Source organism: Hymenobacter sp. 5317J-9, from assembly GCF_022921075.1.
Classification (GTDB): domain Bacteria; phylum Bacteroidota; class Bacteroidia; order Cytophagales; family Hymenobacteraceae; genus Hymenobacter.
Genome location: NZ_CP095050.1, coordinates 834,598 through 850,805 on the forward strand (window position 1 = coordinate 834,598; position 16,208 = coordinate 850,805).

At 63.3% G+C, this 16,208-nt stretch carries 16 protein-coding genes; 5 read left to right on the forward strand and 11 right to left on the reverse strand.

Annotated features, from left to right (window positions below):
* The first annotated feature begins 14 nt into the window (after nt 1–14).
* Complete coding sequence (queG, locus tag MUN81_RS03355; RefSeq protein WP_245115010.1) at nt 15–977, forward strand: tRNA epoxyqueuosine(34) reductase QueG; 963 nt, start codon at nt 15–17, stop codon at nt 975–977.
* On the opposite strand, the gene MUN81_RS03360 is transcribed toward queG, so the two are convergent.
* From MUN81_RS03360 to MUN81_RS03380, 5 genes are all read right to left on the reverse strand, one after another.
* Nucleotides 944–1,159 (reverse strand): hypothetical protein, encoded by a 216-nt coding sequence (locus tag MUN81_RS03360; protein ID WP_245115012.1) that lies wholly within the window; start codon nt 1,157–1,159, stop codon nt 944–946. The two genes, queG and MUN81_RS03360, sit on opposite strands and share 34 nt — an antisense overlap.
* A gap of 221 nt (nt 1,160–1,380) precedes the next feature.
* Nucleotides 1,381–2,232, reverse strand: coding sequence for a ferritin-like domain-containing protein (locus tag MUN81_RS03365; RefSeq protein WP_245115014.1), 852 nt, complete (start codon nt 2,230–2,232; stop codon nt 1,381–1,383).
* Nucleotides 2,229–2,972, reverse strand: a complete 744-nt coding sequence (locus tag MUN81_RS03370; protein ID WP_245115016.1) for a ferritin-like domain-containing protein — start codon at nt 2,970–2,972, stop codon at nt 2,229–2,231. The genes MUN81_RS03365 and MUN81_RS03370 overlap by 4 nt, the downstream gene beginning before the upstream one ends.
* A gap of 165 nt (nt 2,973–3,137) precedes the next feature.
* Complete coding sequence (locus tag MUN81_RS03375; RefSeq protein WP_245115018.1) at nt 3,138–3,995, reverse strand: ferritin-like domain-containing protein; 858 nt, start codon at nt 3,993–3,995, stop codon at nt 3,138–3,140.
* Between the two features lie 33 nt (nt 3,996–4,028).
* Nucleotides 4,029–4,805, reverse strand: coding sequence for a ferritin-like domain-containing protein (locus MUN81_RS03380; RefSeq protein ID WP_245115020.1), 777 nt, complete (start codon nt 4,803–4,805; stop codon nt 4,029–4,031).
* 286 nt (nt 4,806–5,091) lie between these two features.
* On the opposite strand from MUN81_RS03380, the gene MUN81_RS03385 reads away from it, so the two are divergent.
* The 4 genes from MUN81_RS03385 (at nt 5,092) to MUN81_RS03400 (ending at nt 9,837) form a co-directional block, all read left to right on the forward strand.
* Entirely contained in the window at nt 5,092–6,621 is a 1,530-nt protein-coding gene (locus MUN81_RS03385; protein WP_245115022.1) for a BatD family protein, read from the forward strand.
* 114 nt (nt 6,622–6,735) lie between these two features.
* Nucleotides 6,736–7,815 (forward strand): chorismate synthase, encoded by a 1,080-nt coding sequence (gene aroC, locus MUN81_RS03390; RefSeq protein ID WP_245115024.1) that lies wholly within the window; start codon nt 6,736–6,738, stop codon nt 7,813–7,815.
* Between the two features lie 48 nt (nt 7,816–7,863).
* On the forward strand, nt 7,864–9,105 hold the full coding sequence (locus MUN81_RS03395; protein WP_245115026.1) for an RsiV family protein: 1,242 nt from the start codon (nt 7,864–7,866) through the stop codon (nt 9,103–9,105).
* Between the two features lie 132 nt (nt 9,106–9,237).
* Nucleotides 9,238–9,837, forward strand: coding sequence for a NifU family protein (locus MUN81_RS03400; RefSeq protein ID WP_245115028.1), 600 nt, complete (start codon nt 9,238–9,240; stop codon nt 9,835–9,837).
* Nucleotides 9,838–9,913: 76 nt separating this feature from the next.
* On the opposite strand, the gene MUN81_RS03405 is transcribed toward MUN81_RS03400, so the two are convergent.
* The 6 genes from MUN81_RS03405 to secF form a co-directional block, all read right to left on the reverse strand.
* Entirely contained in the window at nt 9,914–10,834 is a 921-nt protein-coding gene (locus MUN81_RS03405; protein ID WP_245115030.1) for a DUF5777 family beta-barrel protein, read from the reverse strand.
* A 26-nt stretch (nt 10,835–10,860) separates the two neighbouring features.
* Nucleotides 10,861–11,454, reverse strand: coding sequence for a YceI family protein (locus MUN81_RS03410; RefSeq protein WP_245115032.1), 594 nt, complete (start codon nt 11,452–11,454; stop codon nt 10,861–10,863).
* Between the two features lie 17 nt (nt 11,455–11,471).
* Entirely contained in the window at nt 11,472–11,873 is a 402-nt protein-coding gene (locus MUN81_RS03415) for a cytochrome c (RefSeq protein WP_245115034.1), read from the reverse strand.
* Nucleotides 11,874–11,962: 89 nt separating this feature from the next.
* Entirely contained in the window at nt 11,963–12,733 is a 771-nt protein-coding gene (locus MUN81_RS03420; RefSeq protein ID WP_245115036.1) for a hypothetical protein, read from the reverse strand.
* A gap of 817 nt (nt 12,734–13,550) precedes the next feature.
* Nucleotides 13,551–14,165 (reverse strand): sigma-70 family RNA polymerase sigma factor, encoded by a 615-nt coding sequence (locus MUN81_RS03425; protein ID WP_245115038.1) that lies wholly within the window; start codon nt 14,163–14,165, stop codon nt 13,551–13,553.
* A 130-nt stretch (nt 14,166–14,295) separates the two neighbouring features.
* On the reverse strand, nt 14,296–16,170 hold the full coding sequence (secF, locus tag MUN81_RS22790) for a protein translocase subunit SecF (protein ID WP_348533162.1): 1,875 nt from the start codon (nt 16,168–16,170) through the stop codon (nt 14,296–14,298).
* Nucleotides 16,171–16,208 lie beyond the last annotated feature (38 nt).

Genomic DNA, 16,208 nt, shown 5'->3' on the forward strand with positions numbered 1-16,208 from the left:
TTATTTCAGTTAGCATGCTTCCTCAGTCCCAATGGGCTCCTTTCATCAAGCGCCGCGCGGCCGAGCTGGGCTTCATGGCCTGCGGTATTTCGAAGGCGGAGTTTCTGGAAGAGGAAGCCCCGCGCCTCGAAACCTGGCTCACGCGCCGCATGAACGGCAAGATGGGCTATATGGAAAACCACTTCGACAAGCGCCTCGACCCGCGCCTGCTGGTGGACGGCGCCAAATCGGTGATTTCGCTGCTGCTCAACTACTACCCCGCGCCGGAAACGCAGCAGCCCGACGACACGCTTAAAATCAGCAAATACGCCTACGGCCGCGACTACCACTTCGTCATCAAAGACAAGCTGAAGACGCTGCTGGCCGACATGGAAGCCGAAATCGGGCAAATTGGCGGGCGCTGCTTCGTCGACTCGGCGCCGGTGCTCGATAAGGCCTGGGCCAAGAAATCGGGCCTGGGCTGGGTGGGTAAGAACTCCAACCTCATCACGCCGGGCACGGGCTCGTTCTACTTCATAGCCGAGCTGATTGTGGACGTGGAGCTGCCCGCCGATGGGCCCATTCGGGACTACTGCGGCACCTGCACCAAGTGCGTGGACGCTTGCCCCACCCAAGCCATCACCGAGCCCTACGTGGTGGACGGCAGCAAATGCATCAGCTATTTCACCATCGAGCTCAAGGACCAGATTCCGACCGAGGTAGCCGGGCAGTTCGGCAACTGGGTATTTGGCTGCGATATCTGCCAGGATGTGTGCCCCTGGAACCGTTTCTCGAAGCCGCACAACGAGCCGCAGTTCGACCCCGCGCCCGGTCTTAAAGACCTGACGCCCGGCGACTGGCGCGAGATTACCCACGAATTATTTACGGAGTTGTTCCGCCAGTCGGCCGTGAAGCGAACGGGCTACGAAGGGCTAAAACGCAATATTCGGTTTGTGGCCGATGGTTACCCCAGCGCCACCGTCGGCGAGGCACCCTGAGGGTTGCCGAATACCTTTTTCAACACCCGCCGGTACACACGCGCAAATTGCTGGTAGCACCACGCCCGAAAATCGGTGAGCTCGGCGGGCACCAGCATCTTGAGTGCTTTGCGCAGTTCTTTCTCGAACAGCACTTTGCTGAAACTGACTTTAAGCAGAATCATTTTCACGTAGTCTAGCATAGCATCAAAGAATACGGGGAGGGGAAGGGTGAAGGGGCCTCGGGCTCCCGGGAAGAGCCTGGCAGCCACCTGATAAGAAAGATACAACATGAAGGCGGCGCAGCGCAAGAGGGGGCAAAATGCGCCGCCAGACCCGGGTGCCCCAATACGCAAAAAGAGCAGCCTGAGCCGCTCTTTTTCGGGAGAATGCCAAAATTATGTATCGTTCTATATTTCCCTATTTAATAGAACAAATTGAGGGCGGCCTGCGCTACAGTGGTGCTTACGGGTTCGTCAAATGCCTCAGCCACTGAGGCGTCGCTCACAAAATTGAGGCGCAATACGCTCAGCAAGGTAGCAAATGGAACCAGAACGCCGGCCTGTTGCTCTTGCGCAAGGTTGCCTTCGCCGCCGGTAGCGGCCGTGGCCAGCACCTGGGCCGCTGCCGGCCGCGCAATGGCGGCATCGGTGGCGCTGGGCCAGCTTTTTACGGCCACGCCGCGGTTGCGGCGCAGGGTGCGCACATGAGCCGAATGCTCGGCCTCGACGGCCACTATGCTCAGCGCTGCTTTGTAGAGCTTGGGGTCGTAGGAGATGTTGAACACCTGGCTGCGGTAGAGGCGGGCGCTCAGGTCTTCGAGCTGCTGCGCCAGGGCCAGAAAGTCGTCGTAGGCCGTGAGCACGTTGGGGAACAGCACGGGGTTGCCGGATGCGTTGCGCTGCCCGCTAAAGTCGAAGGTGGGCATGGCGGGCATAACGGCGCCGCTGTCCTGCAAGGCCTGCGTGAGCAGGGCCACGTGCTGGTTCTGGTGACGCAGGATGCGCTGGAAGTCGGGGACCTGCGCCGCCGGAATCAGGCTGGTGTTCGCCAGTGCCCGGGTGTAGAACGCCGACACCAGCCGCTCGAGCAGCAGAAGCTGGGTCAGGGCGTCGAGGGAGGTGTCTTTGGTTTCGGCGGCGGCGGGCAGGGCGGTGCCCAGGCCCAAGGGCAGCGCGGCCACGGCGGCCCGGCCCAGCTGCTGAAACAAGGCCCGACGCGGCGCGGCGGCGGTGGGGGCGGCCGCTACGTGGTCAAGAATGGATATCAGCTTCATAAAACGGGAACGGGCAAATTGGCAACGGAAATAACGTACGGCGCAAAAAACGGCGCCAAGGCGGTGTTTACCTCCACCGGGGTTCTGGGTTTGAGCTGGCCGGCGGCATTCACCACGTCATCGCTGGCAAACGAGCCGGGCGTGAGCAGGTCGCGCACCACGGCGGCGTGCCGGGCCTGCACCGAGGCGGCCTTCAGCAGCAGCACGCGCTGGTAGGGAGCACTGCTGGCCACCAGCGGCACCACCACCGGGTAAAGTGCCGCCGCCAGGTCTTCGAGCTGTTGGGCCGCAGCCAGCACCCCGGCCCGCGTGGTGAGCGTGAACGAAGTGAGCTTGAAAGCAAAGTCTACGGGGAAGAGCTGCACTGCCTTCGTGGAGTCGAGATAGTTGGGGTCGAGGAGTAGGTGCAGCAGCTCGCGGTAGGCTATTTCGTGGTCGCGCAGGTCCGAGAAGATGGCGCGCTCGGCGGTCGTCAGGTCAGTGGGCGGCGTTTCGTACACCTTCTGATATAGGGTGGACTTTGCCAGCGCCAGCAGGAAAAGGGAATACAACAGGCCGTTGTCGCCGGCCGGCAGCGTTATCAGGTTGGGGTCGGGCGCCACGGGCTCCGGGGTGGAGGTGTCGCACCCCGTGGCGGCTACCAGCGCCACCGTGGCGGCCGAAGCTGCCGAAACCCGCAAAAAACCGCGCCGTCCCAGCGGTTGAGCCCGCCAGGCAGGCGAAAAAGAGTGTTCAGACATGCGTAGTTAAATCAATCGGCCGGCCCGAAACCTCGGGCCACGAGCTACCGCAAAGGTACTCGCTACCTGTTCAATGGTTGCAAAGGCCTAAAAAACAAAGCCGGTTCCGCAACAGCGAAACCGGCTTTGTAAGCAAAATGTGCGCAGGGCAGTGGCCCGGGCAAGCTAGGCGCCAATCAGGCCGCCGGCGCGCGAGTTGTCCGTCACCTCGGCAGGCGTCAGGATTTCGTCGAACGAGGCAGCGGCGTCGGCCGCCGTGTAGGTCGTGTTTGGCGTGATGGCGTTGGCCGCAATCAGGTTCACGCCCGACTGCGTGGTGTTGCTTTCGGGAATGGCACCCTGGTAGTGAGGCTGGCCGTCGAGGTCGCCGCTGCCCGTAATCCAGGGCGTTTGGGCGCGCATGGTGCGAATGTGGGCCGCGTGGCGGGCTTCCACCGAGTGGATGCGCAGGGCGGTTTCCAGCGGGTTATAGGTAGCGCCGCTGATGGTCACGTCGGCTAGGCCGAGCAGGTCGCCGGCGCGGCCTTTGTAGGCACGTACACCGGTATCTTCCAGCAGCTGGGCAACGCCCAGAATGCTGGTGGCGCCGCCGTAAAAGCTCGTCAATGAGCTGAAAACGCTTTGCTTGAACGGTTTGTTGGTCACAGGCGTGCCACCGATGCCCGTTACAACGGCCTGCAGCAGGGCTACGTGCGCATCTTCGTGCTTGGAAATCTGGCGAATGGCAGTCTGGTCAGCGGCCGAAGCCGAAGCGAACAGGGAAGATGCAATCACCTTCTTGTAAAAGTCAGCTTCGAGTAATTCCAGCGTCAGGGCGTAGTTGAATACCTCCTTGGGGTCGCCGGCGGTGGTGCCCGCGTAGGCCTTGGTGAAGAACGAAGCCAGCAGAGCCGGGCCGGCAGCCATGGCCGCGCGCTTGCTCATGGAGGTGAGCGAGTTGAACACCGAGCGGCGGGTGTCGAGGCGACCCATTACGTCGGGGTCCACTTCGGCCAGTTGGTTGATTATATTGAAGAAATTCATGGCGAGAATTGATTACGAATGGAAGGGAAAGGACTAGGCGTTGACGCCAATGCTGCTGCCGTCGAGCTTTTCCGTGATAAAGCCCTGCGCGACAGCCAGCACGGCCGACGGGGCCATCACCAGGTCCAGGCCCTGGGCGTTCACCGAAGTGCTGGCGTTGCCATCTTCGGCAAAGGAGCCGGGCGCAACCAGGTCGCGGATGTAGGCAGCGTGGCGGGCTTCCACCGACACAATCTGGCCGGCAATAACCAGGTAGGCGGGCATTTTGATGAGCTTGCCGGCGCCATTGTAGGCAGCCACGCCGAGGTCTTCAAATGCTTTGGCCGTGGCCAGGATGGTGGTACGCGAGTCGAACGTACCAGCCGGATATTTCGGCGTGAGGCCGCGCAGTACCTGCCCAGCCGCGTCGCGGGTGAGGGCGGCCTTAAAGAAGTCGCGGTGAATGGCTTCGTGCTTGGCTACTTGCTGGAAGTACGAAAACTCGGTAGCGCCCAACAGGCTGGCGCCGTTAGACAGGGCAGCCACTTTGCTGTAGAAATCGGCTTCCAGCTGCTCCAGTGCATACGCGTAATTGAGTACGCCCACATCGCCCGAACCCAGGCTGATGGACCCGTCGGCGGTGGTGGAGTTGCCAGCGGGGAGGTTGGGTTTCACCGGGTCCGAGTCTTTCGAGCACCCGGCCAGCACCAGGGCCGAGGCCCCGGCCGTAGCGCCGGCGTACATGAAGAAGGACCGCCGCTTGATGGGCGTGTACAGCGGCTGGGCGAACGTGGCGTCGTCGGAGCCGCGGGGCTGAAGATTGTCGGACATGGGTGAGAAGGAATTGGTGAAAAATGAATGACGCTTGAGAAAAGGCAAGGCAATGCCCCCGCGGGCCGGCGGCCCGTTCTGGAAGTGAAAACCTGAACAGGGGGGGAGTTGTGAAGGCAGATACGGTGAGGCACGCTCAAAAGGATTCAATAAAGCCAAAATTTGTGTTGCAAGAATCCGAATTTATGAGTATACCATTGGCGTTCAGGCTGCGGCAAAATCCCGATTCAACTGTTTAAACCTACTTTTAGGGGCTGCAATGGCGCCAACATCTATGGGGAGAATTTTGGGAATACTCGCGTGGCTGTGGTGGCTGGGCGCCGCCGGTCTGGTGGCCGCTCAGCCCGGCACCCCGCCCCCGGCCGCACGCCCGGCCCTCGCCGCCGATGTGGTGCTGCTGCCCGGTCCGGCCACGCTGCCGGTCACGGGCACGTTCACGCTGGGCTTCCGGGTGCGCGGCGGCACCCTCGACAAGTACTCGGACTTCCCGGAGCTGGAGGGCTTCAAAAAAACCACCAAGGTGCGCACTAACACCACGCGCACCGTGCAGGGCCGCCGCTTCGTTGACGTCACCATCACCCAGCGCTACGTGCCCTACGGCGAGGGTGAATTCGTCATCAAGCCGTTTCAGATGACGGTGAACGGCGTGGTGCTGAAAAGTGCCGGCGCCACGGTGCGCGTGGGGCCCGCGCCGGCTGCTCCCGCCCCGCCGGCCGCGGCCACGCCCGCCACGGGCCCGGCCCTCACCAAACCGGCCAACCCGGCCGCGCCGCTACAGGCCGTGGGCGACCTCGACAAGCTGTTTGGCAAGCCCAAGCCCGCGCTGTACCAAGACGTGCCCGACCACGCTTTTCTGGCCGTGGTGGCCGAGCGCCCCGGCGTGTTTGTGGGCCAGGGCGTGCGCGTGGGCTTGTATTTCTACCTCAAGCCCGAAGACCAGGCCCTGCTGGCGTTTCACGATTTCAACGACCAGCTGCCGCCGCTGCTGCACGAGCTGCACCAGCCCACCGCCTGGCAGGAGCCCGGCCCCGAAGCCAGCGTGACCCCCGACACCGTGCGCCACCTCGGCGAGCGTTACCTGCGCTTCCGACTGGCCGAAAACGTGTACTATCCCCTCACGGCTCAGCCCCTGCGCTTCCCGCCCCTGGCCCTGACGATGATAAAGTTCAAGCTCCTCAAAAAGCCCGAGGCGGGCCAGGACAACCGCCTGGCTGGCTACAAAACCTACTACGCCCCCGCCGTGGCCGTGCAGGTGCGGCCCTTGCCGGAAGCTGCCCAGCGCGGCCCCGTGCCGGTGGGTACTTACAAGGTGAAGGAGGCCATCAGTCGGACGCGCTTTCGGGTGGGGGAGTCGTTCACGTATTCGTTTGGGGTAGAGGGACAGGGCAACTTGGCGGCGGTGCTAGCGCCGGTGTGGCCCGCCCGGCCCGGTCTAGAAGTGTACGGCCCGGAGGTGCGCGAGGAGCCTGCGCCGGGCGGCGGGCGCAAGCTGTTTCGCTACCGCCTGGTGGCCCGTCAGCCTGGTGTGCTGCCGCTCGATAGCCTGCTAAGCATCGTGGTGTTCGACCCCGTGACGGCTCGCTACGACACCCTGCGGCCAGAGCTGCGCCCCCAGATTCGCGGCGCCGCGCTGGTGGCCAGCCCGCTGCCCAAGCCCGAGGACGACCCCTTCTACGGTCCCGCCCTGGCCAATGCCGACACCACCCTGCAGTCGGTGGACGTGTACCGCGACGTGCGGCGCTATGCCCAGTGGCTGCTGGTGGCGCTGGCCGGGGTGGCCGGGTTTGGCTGGTGGCGCGCCGGCCGGCGGGCGTAGTTTTGGTGTTTGGTTGGTGGTTCTTGGTGCTTGGTCAAGAATTGGCTTGAAGACAAGCACGAAAAACCAGGCACCAAGCACCATCGACCAAGCACCACCAACCAAACACCAAACATGTCCAACTCTTTCGGCTCCCTCTTCCGCATCACCACCTTTGGCGAGTCGCACGGCGCGGGTATCGGCGTTATCATCGACGGCTGCCCGGCGGGCGTGGCCGTGGACGCGGCCCACATTCAGGCGGCGCTCGACCGGCGGCGGCCCGGCCAGTCGGCCCTCACCACCCCGCGCAAGGAAGCCGACACGGTGCACATTCAGTCGGGCCTGTTTGAAGGCGTGACTACGGGCACGCCCATCAGCCTGTTCATTCCCAACGCCGACCAACGCTCCGACGACTACTCCCACATTGCCCACGCCTATCGCGCCAGCCACGCCGACTACACCTACGACGTGAAATACGGCCGCCGCGACTACCGCGGCGGCGGCCGCAGCTCGGCCCGCGAAACGGCCGCCCGCGTGGCCGCCGGGGCCGTGGCCATGCAGCTGCTAGCGCATTTCGGGGTGGAAATTGCCGCCTACGTCTCGGCCGTGGGCGAGGTAGAAGTGCCCGTGGCGTATCAGGAGCTGGATTTCGGCCTTATCGATACGAACCTGGTGCGCTGCCCGCATCCCGAAACCGCGGCCCGAATGGAAGCCCGCATCCGCGAAGCCCAGGCCGCGCACGACACGGTGGGCGGCGTGATAACGGGCGTGGCCCGGCACGTGCCCGCGGGCCTCGGCGAGCCCGTGTTCGACAAGCTGCCCGCCGTGTTGGGCCACGCGCTGCTCAGCATCAACGCCGTGAAAGGCTTTGAGTTCGGCTCGGGTTTCGAGGGCACCAAGCTGCCCGGCTCGGTGCACAACGACGAGTTTTATACCGACGAAACCGGCGCCGTGCGCACCCGCACCAACCACAGCGGCGGCAGCCAGGGCGGCATCTCCAACGGGCAGGATATCTATTTCCGCGTCGCCTTCAAGCCCGTGGCCACGCTGCTGCAGCCCCAGCAAACCATCAATGACCAGGGCGAAAGCATCACGCTGGTGGGCCGCGGCCGCCACGATGCCTGCGTGCTGCCCCGCGCCGTGCCCATCGTGGAAGCCATGACGCAGCTGGTACTGGCTGACCTGTTGCTGCGGGCGCGGGCCAATCGGTTGTAAAAAAGACATCTGGCGCCGGTGCATCTGTTCTTCCTGCGATGGGGATTAATGCTGCTCTTGGTCGGCCAAGGGCAAGTGGCCTGGTCGCAGTGGGCCGAAGCGCCGGCGCCCATCTTTCGCTTTGCGCCGCCAAATTCGCCAGCCCGGCCGTTTGCGGCGGCTCGCTACCGTGGCACCGTGGGCCGGCATCAAGTCACGGTTGAACTGGACCTGGGCAAAGACGAAAACGGCGACCCGGCCCTGCGCGGCACCGTGCGGTTTGCCGGCCAGCCCGCGGTGCTGCACTACCTGCGGGCGTGGCCGGAATTTCGCCCCACTGCGGCCCTGCGGCTGGTAGAAGCCGACAGCGCCCAGCCAACCTTTGACGTAGGGTTTTGGCGGGCCAACCAACCCGCCGGTCCCCGCTTGACGGGGACGTGGACCGGCCCAACGGGGCTTCCGCTGCCATTTGAGCTGCGCGAAGACTACCACGACGACCAAGGCAAGCTTGCTGCTGTGCCCTATGAAATGCTCATGGTGGATTATGTGGCTGTGGGGGAGGAGGCGATGCGCAGTGCCGACTGGCGCCAGCGGGTGAGCCAAGACACGGTGCTGCGCCACGCCACTATGTACGGCATGTATGGCCAAGACTACCTGCACCTGCTGGGCCCTGACACCCTGCGCCCGGCGTTGGCCGACTTGCAGTGCCCGCCCCCGGCGGCCCGCGCTGCCGAACCCCGGCAAAGAGCCATCGAAAAGCTCAACCGCGTAGCCGAAGCGCGGCAACGGGGCGGCTACGAGGAGCCGCGCGGCACCGAAGAGGAATATAACAACCTTTTTGTGGAATACCTCGACCACGGGCTGTTATCCTGGGCCGAAGACCATTCGTACTGCTCGGGCACCTCTGCTTGCTCGCACGGCTTCACCCACGTAGTGTACGACCTGAATACGGGCGCAGCACTGATGCTGACCGATATTCTGCAGCCCGGTGCCGCGGTGGCCCTGCGCCACGCCCTGGCCCGCCACCTGCGCACCGACGACGACCAATCCGACTTCGATGGCCCGGCGGGCCCCGGCGGAGAGCAACGCGCCGACGACGCCTTTGAGGGACTGGCGTTGCCAGCCAACGACGATTTTGGCTTGGTCGAAAAGGGACTGGTGTTTCACTACAGCGACCGTGAGCTGCTGTCTTACCGTTATGGCCCCGAACTGGTGGTGCCCTGGGCCGAGCTACTGCCGCTGCTACGGCCCAACTCGCCCATGGCCCGCATGCTGCGCGAGCGCGGGCTGTGGCGCTCAACTTCCCAATAAAGGCAGGTTGCCAGACGCCCGGCACAAACAAATCAATGTAGGTACATTTGCAACCTCTAGCGCCGCATTGCGGTTGTACCTTTGCCGTTGCAAACGCGTCAAGCTTTCCCCTTGATTTTAAGCCCCCCAGCCATGTCTGTTTCCATTTATGCCGAAGCTTCTCCCAACCCGGAGAGCATGAAATTTGTCCTCAACAACAACCTGCTGGCCGATGGCGTGAGCGTGGACTACCCCAACGTGGAGGCCGCCGCCAACTCGCCGCTGGCCCAGGAGCTGTTCAATTTTGACTACGTGGGCCGGGTGTTCATTGCCCAGAACTTCGTCACCGTCACCAAAACCCAGCCCGACCTCGGCTGGACGCAGCTCATCCCCGAGCTGCGCCAGTTCCTGAAAAGCTACGTGGAGGCCGGTGGCCCCATCTTCACCGTCGACCCCGCCGCCGAGCAAAAGGCTGCCCAAGCTGCCACTGCCGGCGACCCCACCCAGCAGGAAGGCCAGATTGCCCAGAAAGTCATCGACCTGCTCGACAACTACGTGCGCCCCGCCGTGGAGCAGGACGGTGGCAACATCACCTTCAAAAGCTATCACGAAGGCATCGTGACCGTGAACCTGCAAGGCTCGTGCTCCGGCTGCCCCTCGGCCACGGTTACCCTGAAATCAGGCATCGAAAACCTGCTCAAGCGCATGGTGCCCGAGGTGCAAAGTGTAGTGGCCGAAGGCGTGATGGTGTAAGGCTTCAAGCTACGTTTTCAACATAAAAAGGCCCGCCGGACTGCTCCGGCGGGCCTTTTTATGTTGAAAACGTTTTTTAATCCCGCGATTTCACCGTGAAGTTGCGAGCCACGGTGAAGCCGAAGAAGATGTCACCATCGAAGAAATTGCCGGTGGTTTGGGGCACGAAGAATTTCTCTACCATGCCGCTGGAGTTGGTGAGGTGCAGCTGGAACACGTGGCCGCCGGTTTCAATGTCGACGCCCACGCCCAGCGCGTTGCGGTAGTTGTCGGCCACGTAGCCGGGCAGCAGGTAGAAGTAGTCGGCGGTGAGGGCCAGGCGCTTGGTCAGCTTCTGGCGCAGGCCGGCCCCGATGGAATATACATCGTTTTGCATGCCGTCGAGCGGCACGTAGTTGCGGTGAATGAGCGTGGGCATGAGCTGCACCGAGAGGCTGGGGCTGAATTTGCGGGCAATGAGCACCTGGTAGGCGTAGTCGAGGCGCGAAGCGGTGCTGCGCTCGGTGGTGTTCACCTCATTAAACTTGAGCGTGGTGATGGCCGACGACGCAAACAGCGTGACCGAAACCGGCATGGGGTGCGCGCCGGTGCTCTGCTGCAGGGCCTTGTATTTGATGAAGCCGTCGAACGTCTTTTCCTGCGAACTGCGGCCCAGGCCCAGCGCCAGCCGGTCGGTGAGGCCGTACTCGAAGCTGAGGCGCAGCACGGCGTTATCAAGCCCAAAAAACTCGTAAGGGCCGCTGTTGATGGTGCCAAAACGGTGCTGAATGAGGAACGCCAGCGTACCCGCGCCCGGCGTTTCTACCGACTGCGAGTTGATGATGTGCGTGCCCTTGAAGGTGGCCGCCACCGCCTCGCGCTTGGTCGAGTCGGTGGTTTGCTTTTCGAGGTCGCGCAGGAGGTCGTTTTCGGTCTGGGCGCAGGCGGGGCCGGCCCAGGCCAGCAGACCGGCCAGCAGCAAACCCTTGAGAGAAGCAGCGTAAAAATTGCGGAGCATATAGGGAGAAGTTAAGCGGCAGAAAATCAGTTGGTGGGCCGCGCGGCGGCCCCCACGGCAGCGGGCACGGGGTCGCAGGCCAGGGCCACGCGCACGCTCACGATTTTGGCGATGTTGTTGCGCACAATCAGCGGAATTTCAATGTTGTAGTCGGCCGGAGCCACCGAAAACACGGCCGCTGCCAGCAACTGGCCACCTTTCAGCTCCATGGTGGCCGGCACCTTGATGCGGTGCGTGACGCCGTGCAGCGTGAGGTCGCCCTCGACCTGGGCCGTGTGCGAGCCGGGCGTGGCCAGGGTGGCCGCGTCAATCCCCACGAAACGGCCGGTGAAGGTGGCTTTCGGGAATTTATCCGACTCCATGTAGTTCTCGTTGAAATGCTCCTGCATAAGCGTGCGCTTGAACACAAAGCCCTTCACGGGCAGCGAGAACGCCAGCTGGCCGGTGCCGAAATCGAGCACAGCGGCCACTTCCTGGTTTTTGGCCTCGATGTCTTCGATGGGGCTGGCCGAGAAAAACGACACCCGCCCAGCCTTGGTCATGAACTTGCTTTGGGCCCGCGCGTGGGGTTGGGCAACGAGCAGCAACAGCGACAGCAGCAGGGAAAAGGAGCGTTTCATAGCAGGAATAGAAGAAGTTAGTTGTTGGGCTTGCCGGCCGCTATCCAGGCTTCAATGCGCTGGATGTCGCAGTCCGACAGCTTTTGGCGGCCCTGGGGCATGGGGTCGAAGCCGGGGTCGTGGCGAATGCAGCCGAGCAGCTTGCTGGGCGAGAAGTAGCTGCTGAGGGCCTGGTAGTCGCCGAAGTTGTTGCCGCCGCCCTTCACCGGATACACGGTGCTGCCGTGGCATTCGCGGCAGTTGGCGTCGAAGATGGGCGAGATGACTTTCGCGTAGGTCACGTTTTCGCGGGGCACGTCGCAGGCCGGGGCCGGGTCGCCGTGCGAGTAGGTGCAGCTGGCGGCCGCGCCCAGCGCCAGCAAGGCCGCGCCCACCAACGCCGCGCGCAGCCGGGCCGATAAAGTGTACTTGTCGGACATACCGAACATGGTCAGAAAGTGAATAGTGAGTAAACCAGGCGTGAAATTCCAACCCGCAAGCTACGGCGCAACTAGGGTATTTGGGGCGGTTAAAAACCGTATTTTACGCCTACAAAGACGCCCGCACTGGTCAGTTTTAGCTTATAGACACCTACGCCGGCCAGGGGCACCTTCACGTAGGGCTCGGCGTGCAGGCTCCAGCGCGGGCTCAGGGTGCGCTCGTAGCCCACCGACAGGTTGAGGATGCTGAGCAGGTGGCGGTTGGCGTTCACGGCCTCGCCCTCCCAATAGCCGGGCTTGTTGTACTCCACGTAGGCGTAGGAATAGGTTTCGCGCTGCATGAAGAACGACGACAGGCCGGTGCTGCCATACAGCGCGTAGCCGGGCCGCGAAAGCAGGTCGTAGCGCAGGTTCAGCGGCACGTCGAGCACGGTGCAGGTGCCGTCCACGTCGTCGAAGTAGCGGTGCTTCATATACACGGCGTAATCGCCAAAGTCGCAGTCTTCGCGCCGGGCGCTGTATTGTTTCGTCGAGCGCAGCAGGCCGGTGCTCAGGCGCAGGCGGCTGCTCAGGCGGTATTCCAGCACCACGCCCAGGTTGGGCAGCGGGCTTTCCACGCCGGCAAATTTCACGGTCGTCACATCGGGCGCACCCACTAGGCCCACGTAAAAACGGGGCTGGTGCGCCGTAACGGGTGCTTCGGGCCGGGGCGGCGTCACCGTTGTAGCCACCGTAGCCAGCGGGGCCGGCAAGGCACTGCCCGTGGGCAAGGCCAGGCTCACCTCTTTCAGCAGTAGCGCGGAATTATCGGCAGCGGTGGGCACGAGGCCATGCTCGGGCGCCGAAGCTTCGGCTGGCAATGTCGGGGAACCACTACCAGCCGTCTCATGGGCTGTTGTGGTATGCCCCAGGCCCTGCGGAGCAGCGCGGGCGAAAACGACGGGCTGCTCTTGCGCACGCCGCGGCAAAGCCCGTCGTTCCGAAGGCCGGCGCCTGATTTCCGCTGCCGAGGCTGCGGCCGGTACTTTGTGGCGGGCTGCTACCGCTGGTTGGGTCTCTGATTTTGCGCTTGCGTAGGGCTGTTTGGTCGGCGTAGCAGCCACTGCGCCAGCCATGGCACTGCCGCCAGCCCGGCCTTCACGCGGCAAAGCAGTCGAACGGGCCGGTTGGTTGATGGCCATCAGCGCGGGCAGCGAATTTTTGGGCGCAGCCGGGCCCGCCGCCGATGCCGCCGTGGGAGACACCGTTTTGCCGGAAGACGGCAGGGCCGTGGCCGGTGTGGCCTCCGCCGCTTTTGGTGCCACAGCTGCAGTACCCATCGGTGAGGCGGGTGCTGTGAGCGAAGCAGGCGCCGGGGCGTTTGCCGTTGCGGCAGGTTCGGTGGCGTGCAATTGCCTGGCCGTACTGTGCTCAGAGTAGGTGGCGGCAGGCGCATTGGCGGCAGCCATTGTTTTCGTTTGCGATGCTGAGCCGGCGGGCCACCACAGCAGCCAGCCCAGCCCCATCAGGGCCACTACCAGCACTTCCACCGCGAAAAATTTCCACATTTTCCGCCGCACGGCGCGCTGAATCTCGGCCTTGTCCAGCTGCGTTTCCAGGCGCAGCCAGGCATCCAGCGGGAAGGGCGCAGGGTCCGGTTCCGGCGGGTTCAGCCGTTGAAAAGCATTATCAATATCGTTATCCGACCACATAGCGGGCTGAAGAAATAGTAGTAGTGTGGGCCAGCATCGTGCGCAAATGGGCTCGGGCTTTAAACAGATTGGATTTGGACGTACCCACCGAAATGCGCAGCTGCTCGGCGATTTCCTCGTGGCCAAATCCGTCAATCACCGCCAGGTTGAACACCGCGCGGTAGGCCGGGGGCAGGCGCTGCACCAGGCCCAGCAGCTCGTCGTAGCTCAGCGTGTCGAGGGGCGTGGCGCCGCCGTCGGCCTGGTTCAGGGTCACGTCGTCGAGCTCCTGCTGGTGCTGGTGGCGCTCGTTGGCGCGGTAGTGGTCGATGGCCGTGTGAATCATGATGCGCTTGAGCCAGCCCCGAAACGAGCCCAGCACGTCCTCGGGGTGGCGCGCCGCGTCGAAGCGGTACAAGTCGCGGAATACTTTCAGAAAACCGTCGTTGGCCGCTTCCAGGGCCTGGTCGCGGTCGCGGGCATAACGCAGGCAAATGCTCATCGCAAAGCCGTGAAACTGCCCGTACAGCCGGCGTTGGGCCACGCGCTCCTGCCGCTGGCAGGCCGCCAGCAACTCCGGTAGGGTGATGGGAGCAGAAACAGGTGAGGAGAGGTGCAGCATGCGAGCGGCGGTTGGCGGGGCTTCACCAAACCACTCGGAAGATAAGCAAAAACGGTTGCCCCAGGCACAAAAAAAGCCCGGCGCGCGGCCAGGCTTTTTTCAACTAATCAGCTAGGTAAGCCGTGGAACACTACACGTTGGCTTGGCTCAGCTTGGGCGTGCCAGCGTCCACGCCGGTCACGTCTTCGCCGCGGGCCAGGCGCTCACGCTCCTCTTTCTTGCCGTAGGTGTCGAGGATAATCGGGGTGGCAATGAACAGCGACGAGTACGTGCCGAAAATCACGCCGATAATCATGGCGAAGGAGAACGAGCGCAGGGTCTCGCCCCCGAATACGTACATCACGAACACTACCAGGAACACCGTGGTGAACGTAATCATGGTGCGCGAGAAGGTCGAGTTCAGGGCCGGGTTCACCACCTGGGCGAAGGTCAGCTTGGGGTTCTCGCGCAGGTACTCGCGGATACGGTCGTAGATAACCACCGTGTCGTTCATCGAGAAGCCAATAACCGTGAGCAGCGCGGCCACGAAAATCTGGTCCATCTCGTAGTTCAGGCCGAAGAGGCGGGCAATCGGGAAGGCCGCAATCACGAGCAGGGCGTCGTGGAACAGGGCCACCACCGCAGCCATGGAGTACTGCCAGCGCTCGAAGCGGAACAGCACGTACACGAAGATGCCCAGCAGCGTGAGGCCCAGCGAGAGCACTGAGGTGCGCTTGATGTCGTCAGCGATGGTGGCGCCCACTTTCGAGGTCGACTTGATAACCGGCGCGTCGGCGCTGTAGGCCTGCAGGCCCTGGTTAAGGGCGGCCACCACTTTCTTGTCGGCCACGGGGCTTTCGTCTTCGGCCAGGTAGCCGGTGGTGATGCGCAGGCGGTCGGGCGAGCCGTACTGCTTCACTTCGAGGCCAGCGCCTTCGAACACGGGGCGAATTTTGTCGGCCACGTCGGAGGCCACCATGGTTTTGTTGAAGTCAACCACGTAGGCGCGGCCGCCTTTGAAGTCCACGCCCAGGTTGGGGCCGCCCTGGTAGGCCATCACGGCGAAGCCCACGATGATGAAAATAGCCGAGAAGGTGTAGGCCAGCTTGCGCTTGCCCACGATGTCGAAGTTCAGGTTCTTGAACAGGTTACGCGAAATCGCGGTGTTGAAGGTCATCGGGTGGTTCTCGTTGCCCTTCACCATCCACTCGATGATGAGGCGCGACACGAACACGGCCGACAGGAACGAGGTGAGCACGCCAATGCCCAGCGTCACGGCGAAGCTTTGTACCGGGCCCGTGCCGAAGAAGCCGAGAATCACAGCAATCAGCATGGTGGTCACGTTCGAGTCGAAAATGGCCGAGAACGCCCGCGAGTATCCTTTGTTGATGGCGTCGGTCAGGCTCAGGCCATGGTCGAGTTCCTCGCGAATGCGTTCGAAAATCAGTACGTTGGCGTCCACCGAGGTGCCCATCACCAGAATCAAACCGGCGATGCCGGGCAGGGTAAGAGCGGTGCCGAACTGGGCCAGCACGCCCAGAATCAGGAAGATGTTGAAGAGCAGGGCGATGTCGGCCACTACGCCAGCGCGGCCATAGTAGAAGGCCATGAACAGCATGATAATCACCACACCGGCCAGCGACGAGTACAGGCCCTGGTTGATGGCTTCCTGACCGAGCGACGGACCCACCACGGCTTCTTCCACGATGCGCGTGGGAGCGGGCAGCTTGCCGGCCTTCAGCTGGTTGGCCAAATCCTGGGTGTCTTCAATCTGGAAGCTGCCCGTGATGCTGGTGCCGCCACCCGTGATTTCGCCCTGCACCACCGGCGCCGAGCACACGTAGTCGTCGAGCACCATGGCCACCTGGCGGCCGATGTTGGCGGCCGTCATCTTGGCCCACTTGCGCGAGCCGGCGGGGGTCATGTTCATCAGCACTTCCGGCTGGCCGTTCTGGCCGATGTCGGCGCGGGCGTCGTTCACGGCTTCGCCGCTCAGCATGGGCACACCGTCGCGGGTTTTGCGCACCGGAATCAGCTCCAGGTACTCCTGCTTGTCGATGGTGG

Bases quoted from the DNA above. Each gene is read 5' to 3' on its own strand.
- queG (WP_245115010.1), top strand. From the start codon at position 15: ATGCTTCCTCAGTCCCAATGGGCTCCTTTCATCAAGCGCCGCGCGGCC.
- MUN81_RS03375 (WP_245115018.1), bottom strand. From the start codon at position 3,995: ATGAATTTCTTCAATATAATCAACCAACTGGCCGAAGTGGACCCCGAC.
- MUN81_RS03370 (WP_245115016.1), bottom strand. From the start codon at position 2,972: ATGTCTGAACACTCTTTTTCGCCTGCCTGGCGGGCTCAACCGCTGGGA.
- MUN81_RS03415 (WP_245115034.1), bottom strand. From the start codon at position 11,873: ATGTCCGACAAGTACACTTTATCGGCCCGGCTGCGCGCGGCGTTGGTG.
- MUN81_RS03425 (WP_245115038.1), bottom strand. From the start codon at position 14,165: ATGCTGCACCTCTCCTCACCTGTTTCTGCTCCCATCACCCTACCGGAG.
- MUN81_RS03400 (WP_245115028.1), top strand. From the start codon at position 9,238: ATGTCTGTTTCCATTTATGCCGAAGCTTCTCCCAACCCGGAGAGCATG.
- MUN81_RS03410 (WP_245115032.1), bottom strand. From the start codon at position 11,454: ATGAAACGCTCCTTTTCCCTGCTGCTGTCGCTGTTGCTGCTCGTTGCC.
- MUN81_RS03405 (WP_245115030.1), bottom strand. From the start codon at position 10,834: ATGCTCCGCAATTTTTACGCTGCTTCTCTCAAGGGTTTGCTGCTGGCC.
- MUN81_RS03395 (WP_245115026.1), top strand. From the start codon at position 7,864: ATGCTGCTCTTGGTCGGCCAAGGGCAAGTGGCCTGGTCGCAGTGGGCC.
- MUN81_RS03360 (WP_245115012.1), bottom strand. From the start codon at position 1,159: ATGCTAGACTACGTGAAAATGATTCTGCTTAAAGTCAGTTTCAGCAAA.
- MUN81_RS03365 (WP_245115014.1), bottom strand. From the start codon at position 2,232: ATGAAGCTGATATCCATTCTTGACCACGTAGCGGCCGCCCCCACCGCC.
- MUN81_RS03380 (WP_245115020.1), bottom strand. From the start codon at position 4,805: ATGTCCGACAATCTTCAGCCCCGCGGCTCCGACGACGCCACGTTCGCC.
- aroC (WP_245115024.1), top strand. From the start codon at position 6,736: ATGTCCAACTCTTTCGGCTCCCTCTTCCGCATCACCACCTTTGGCGAG.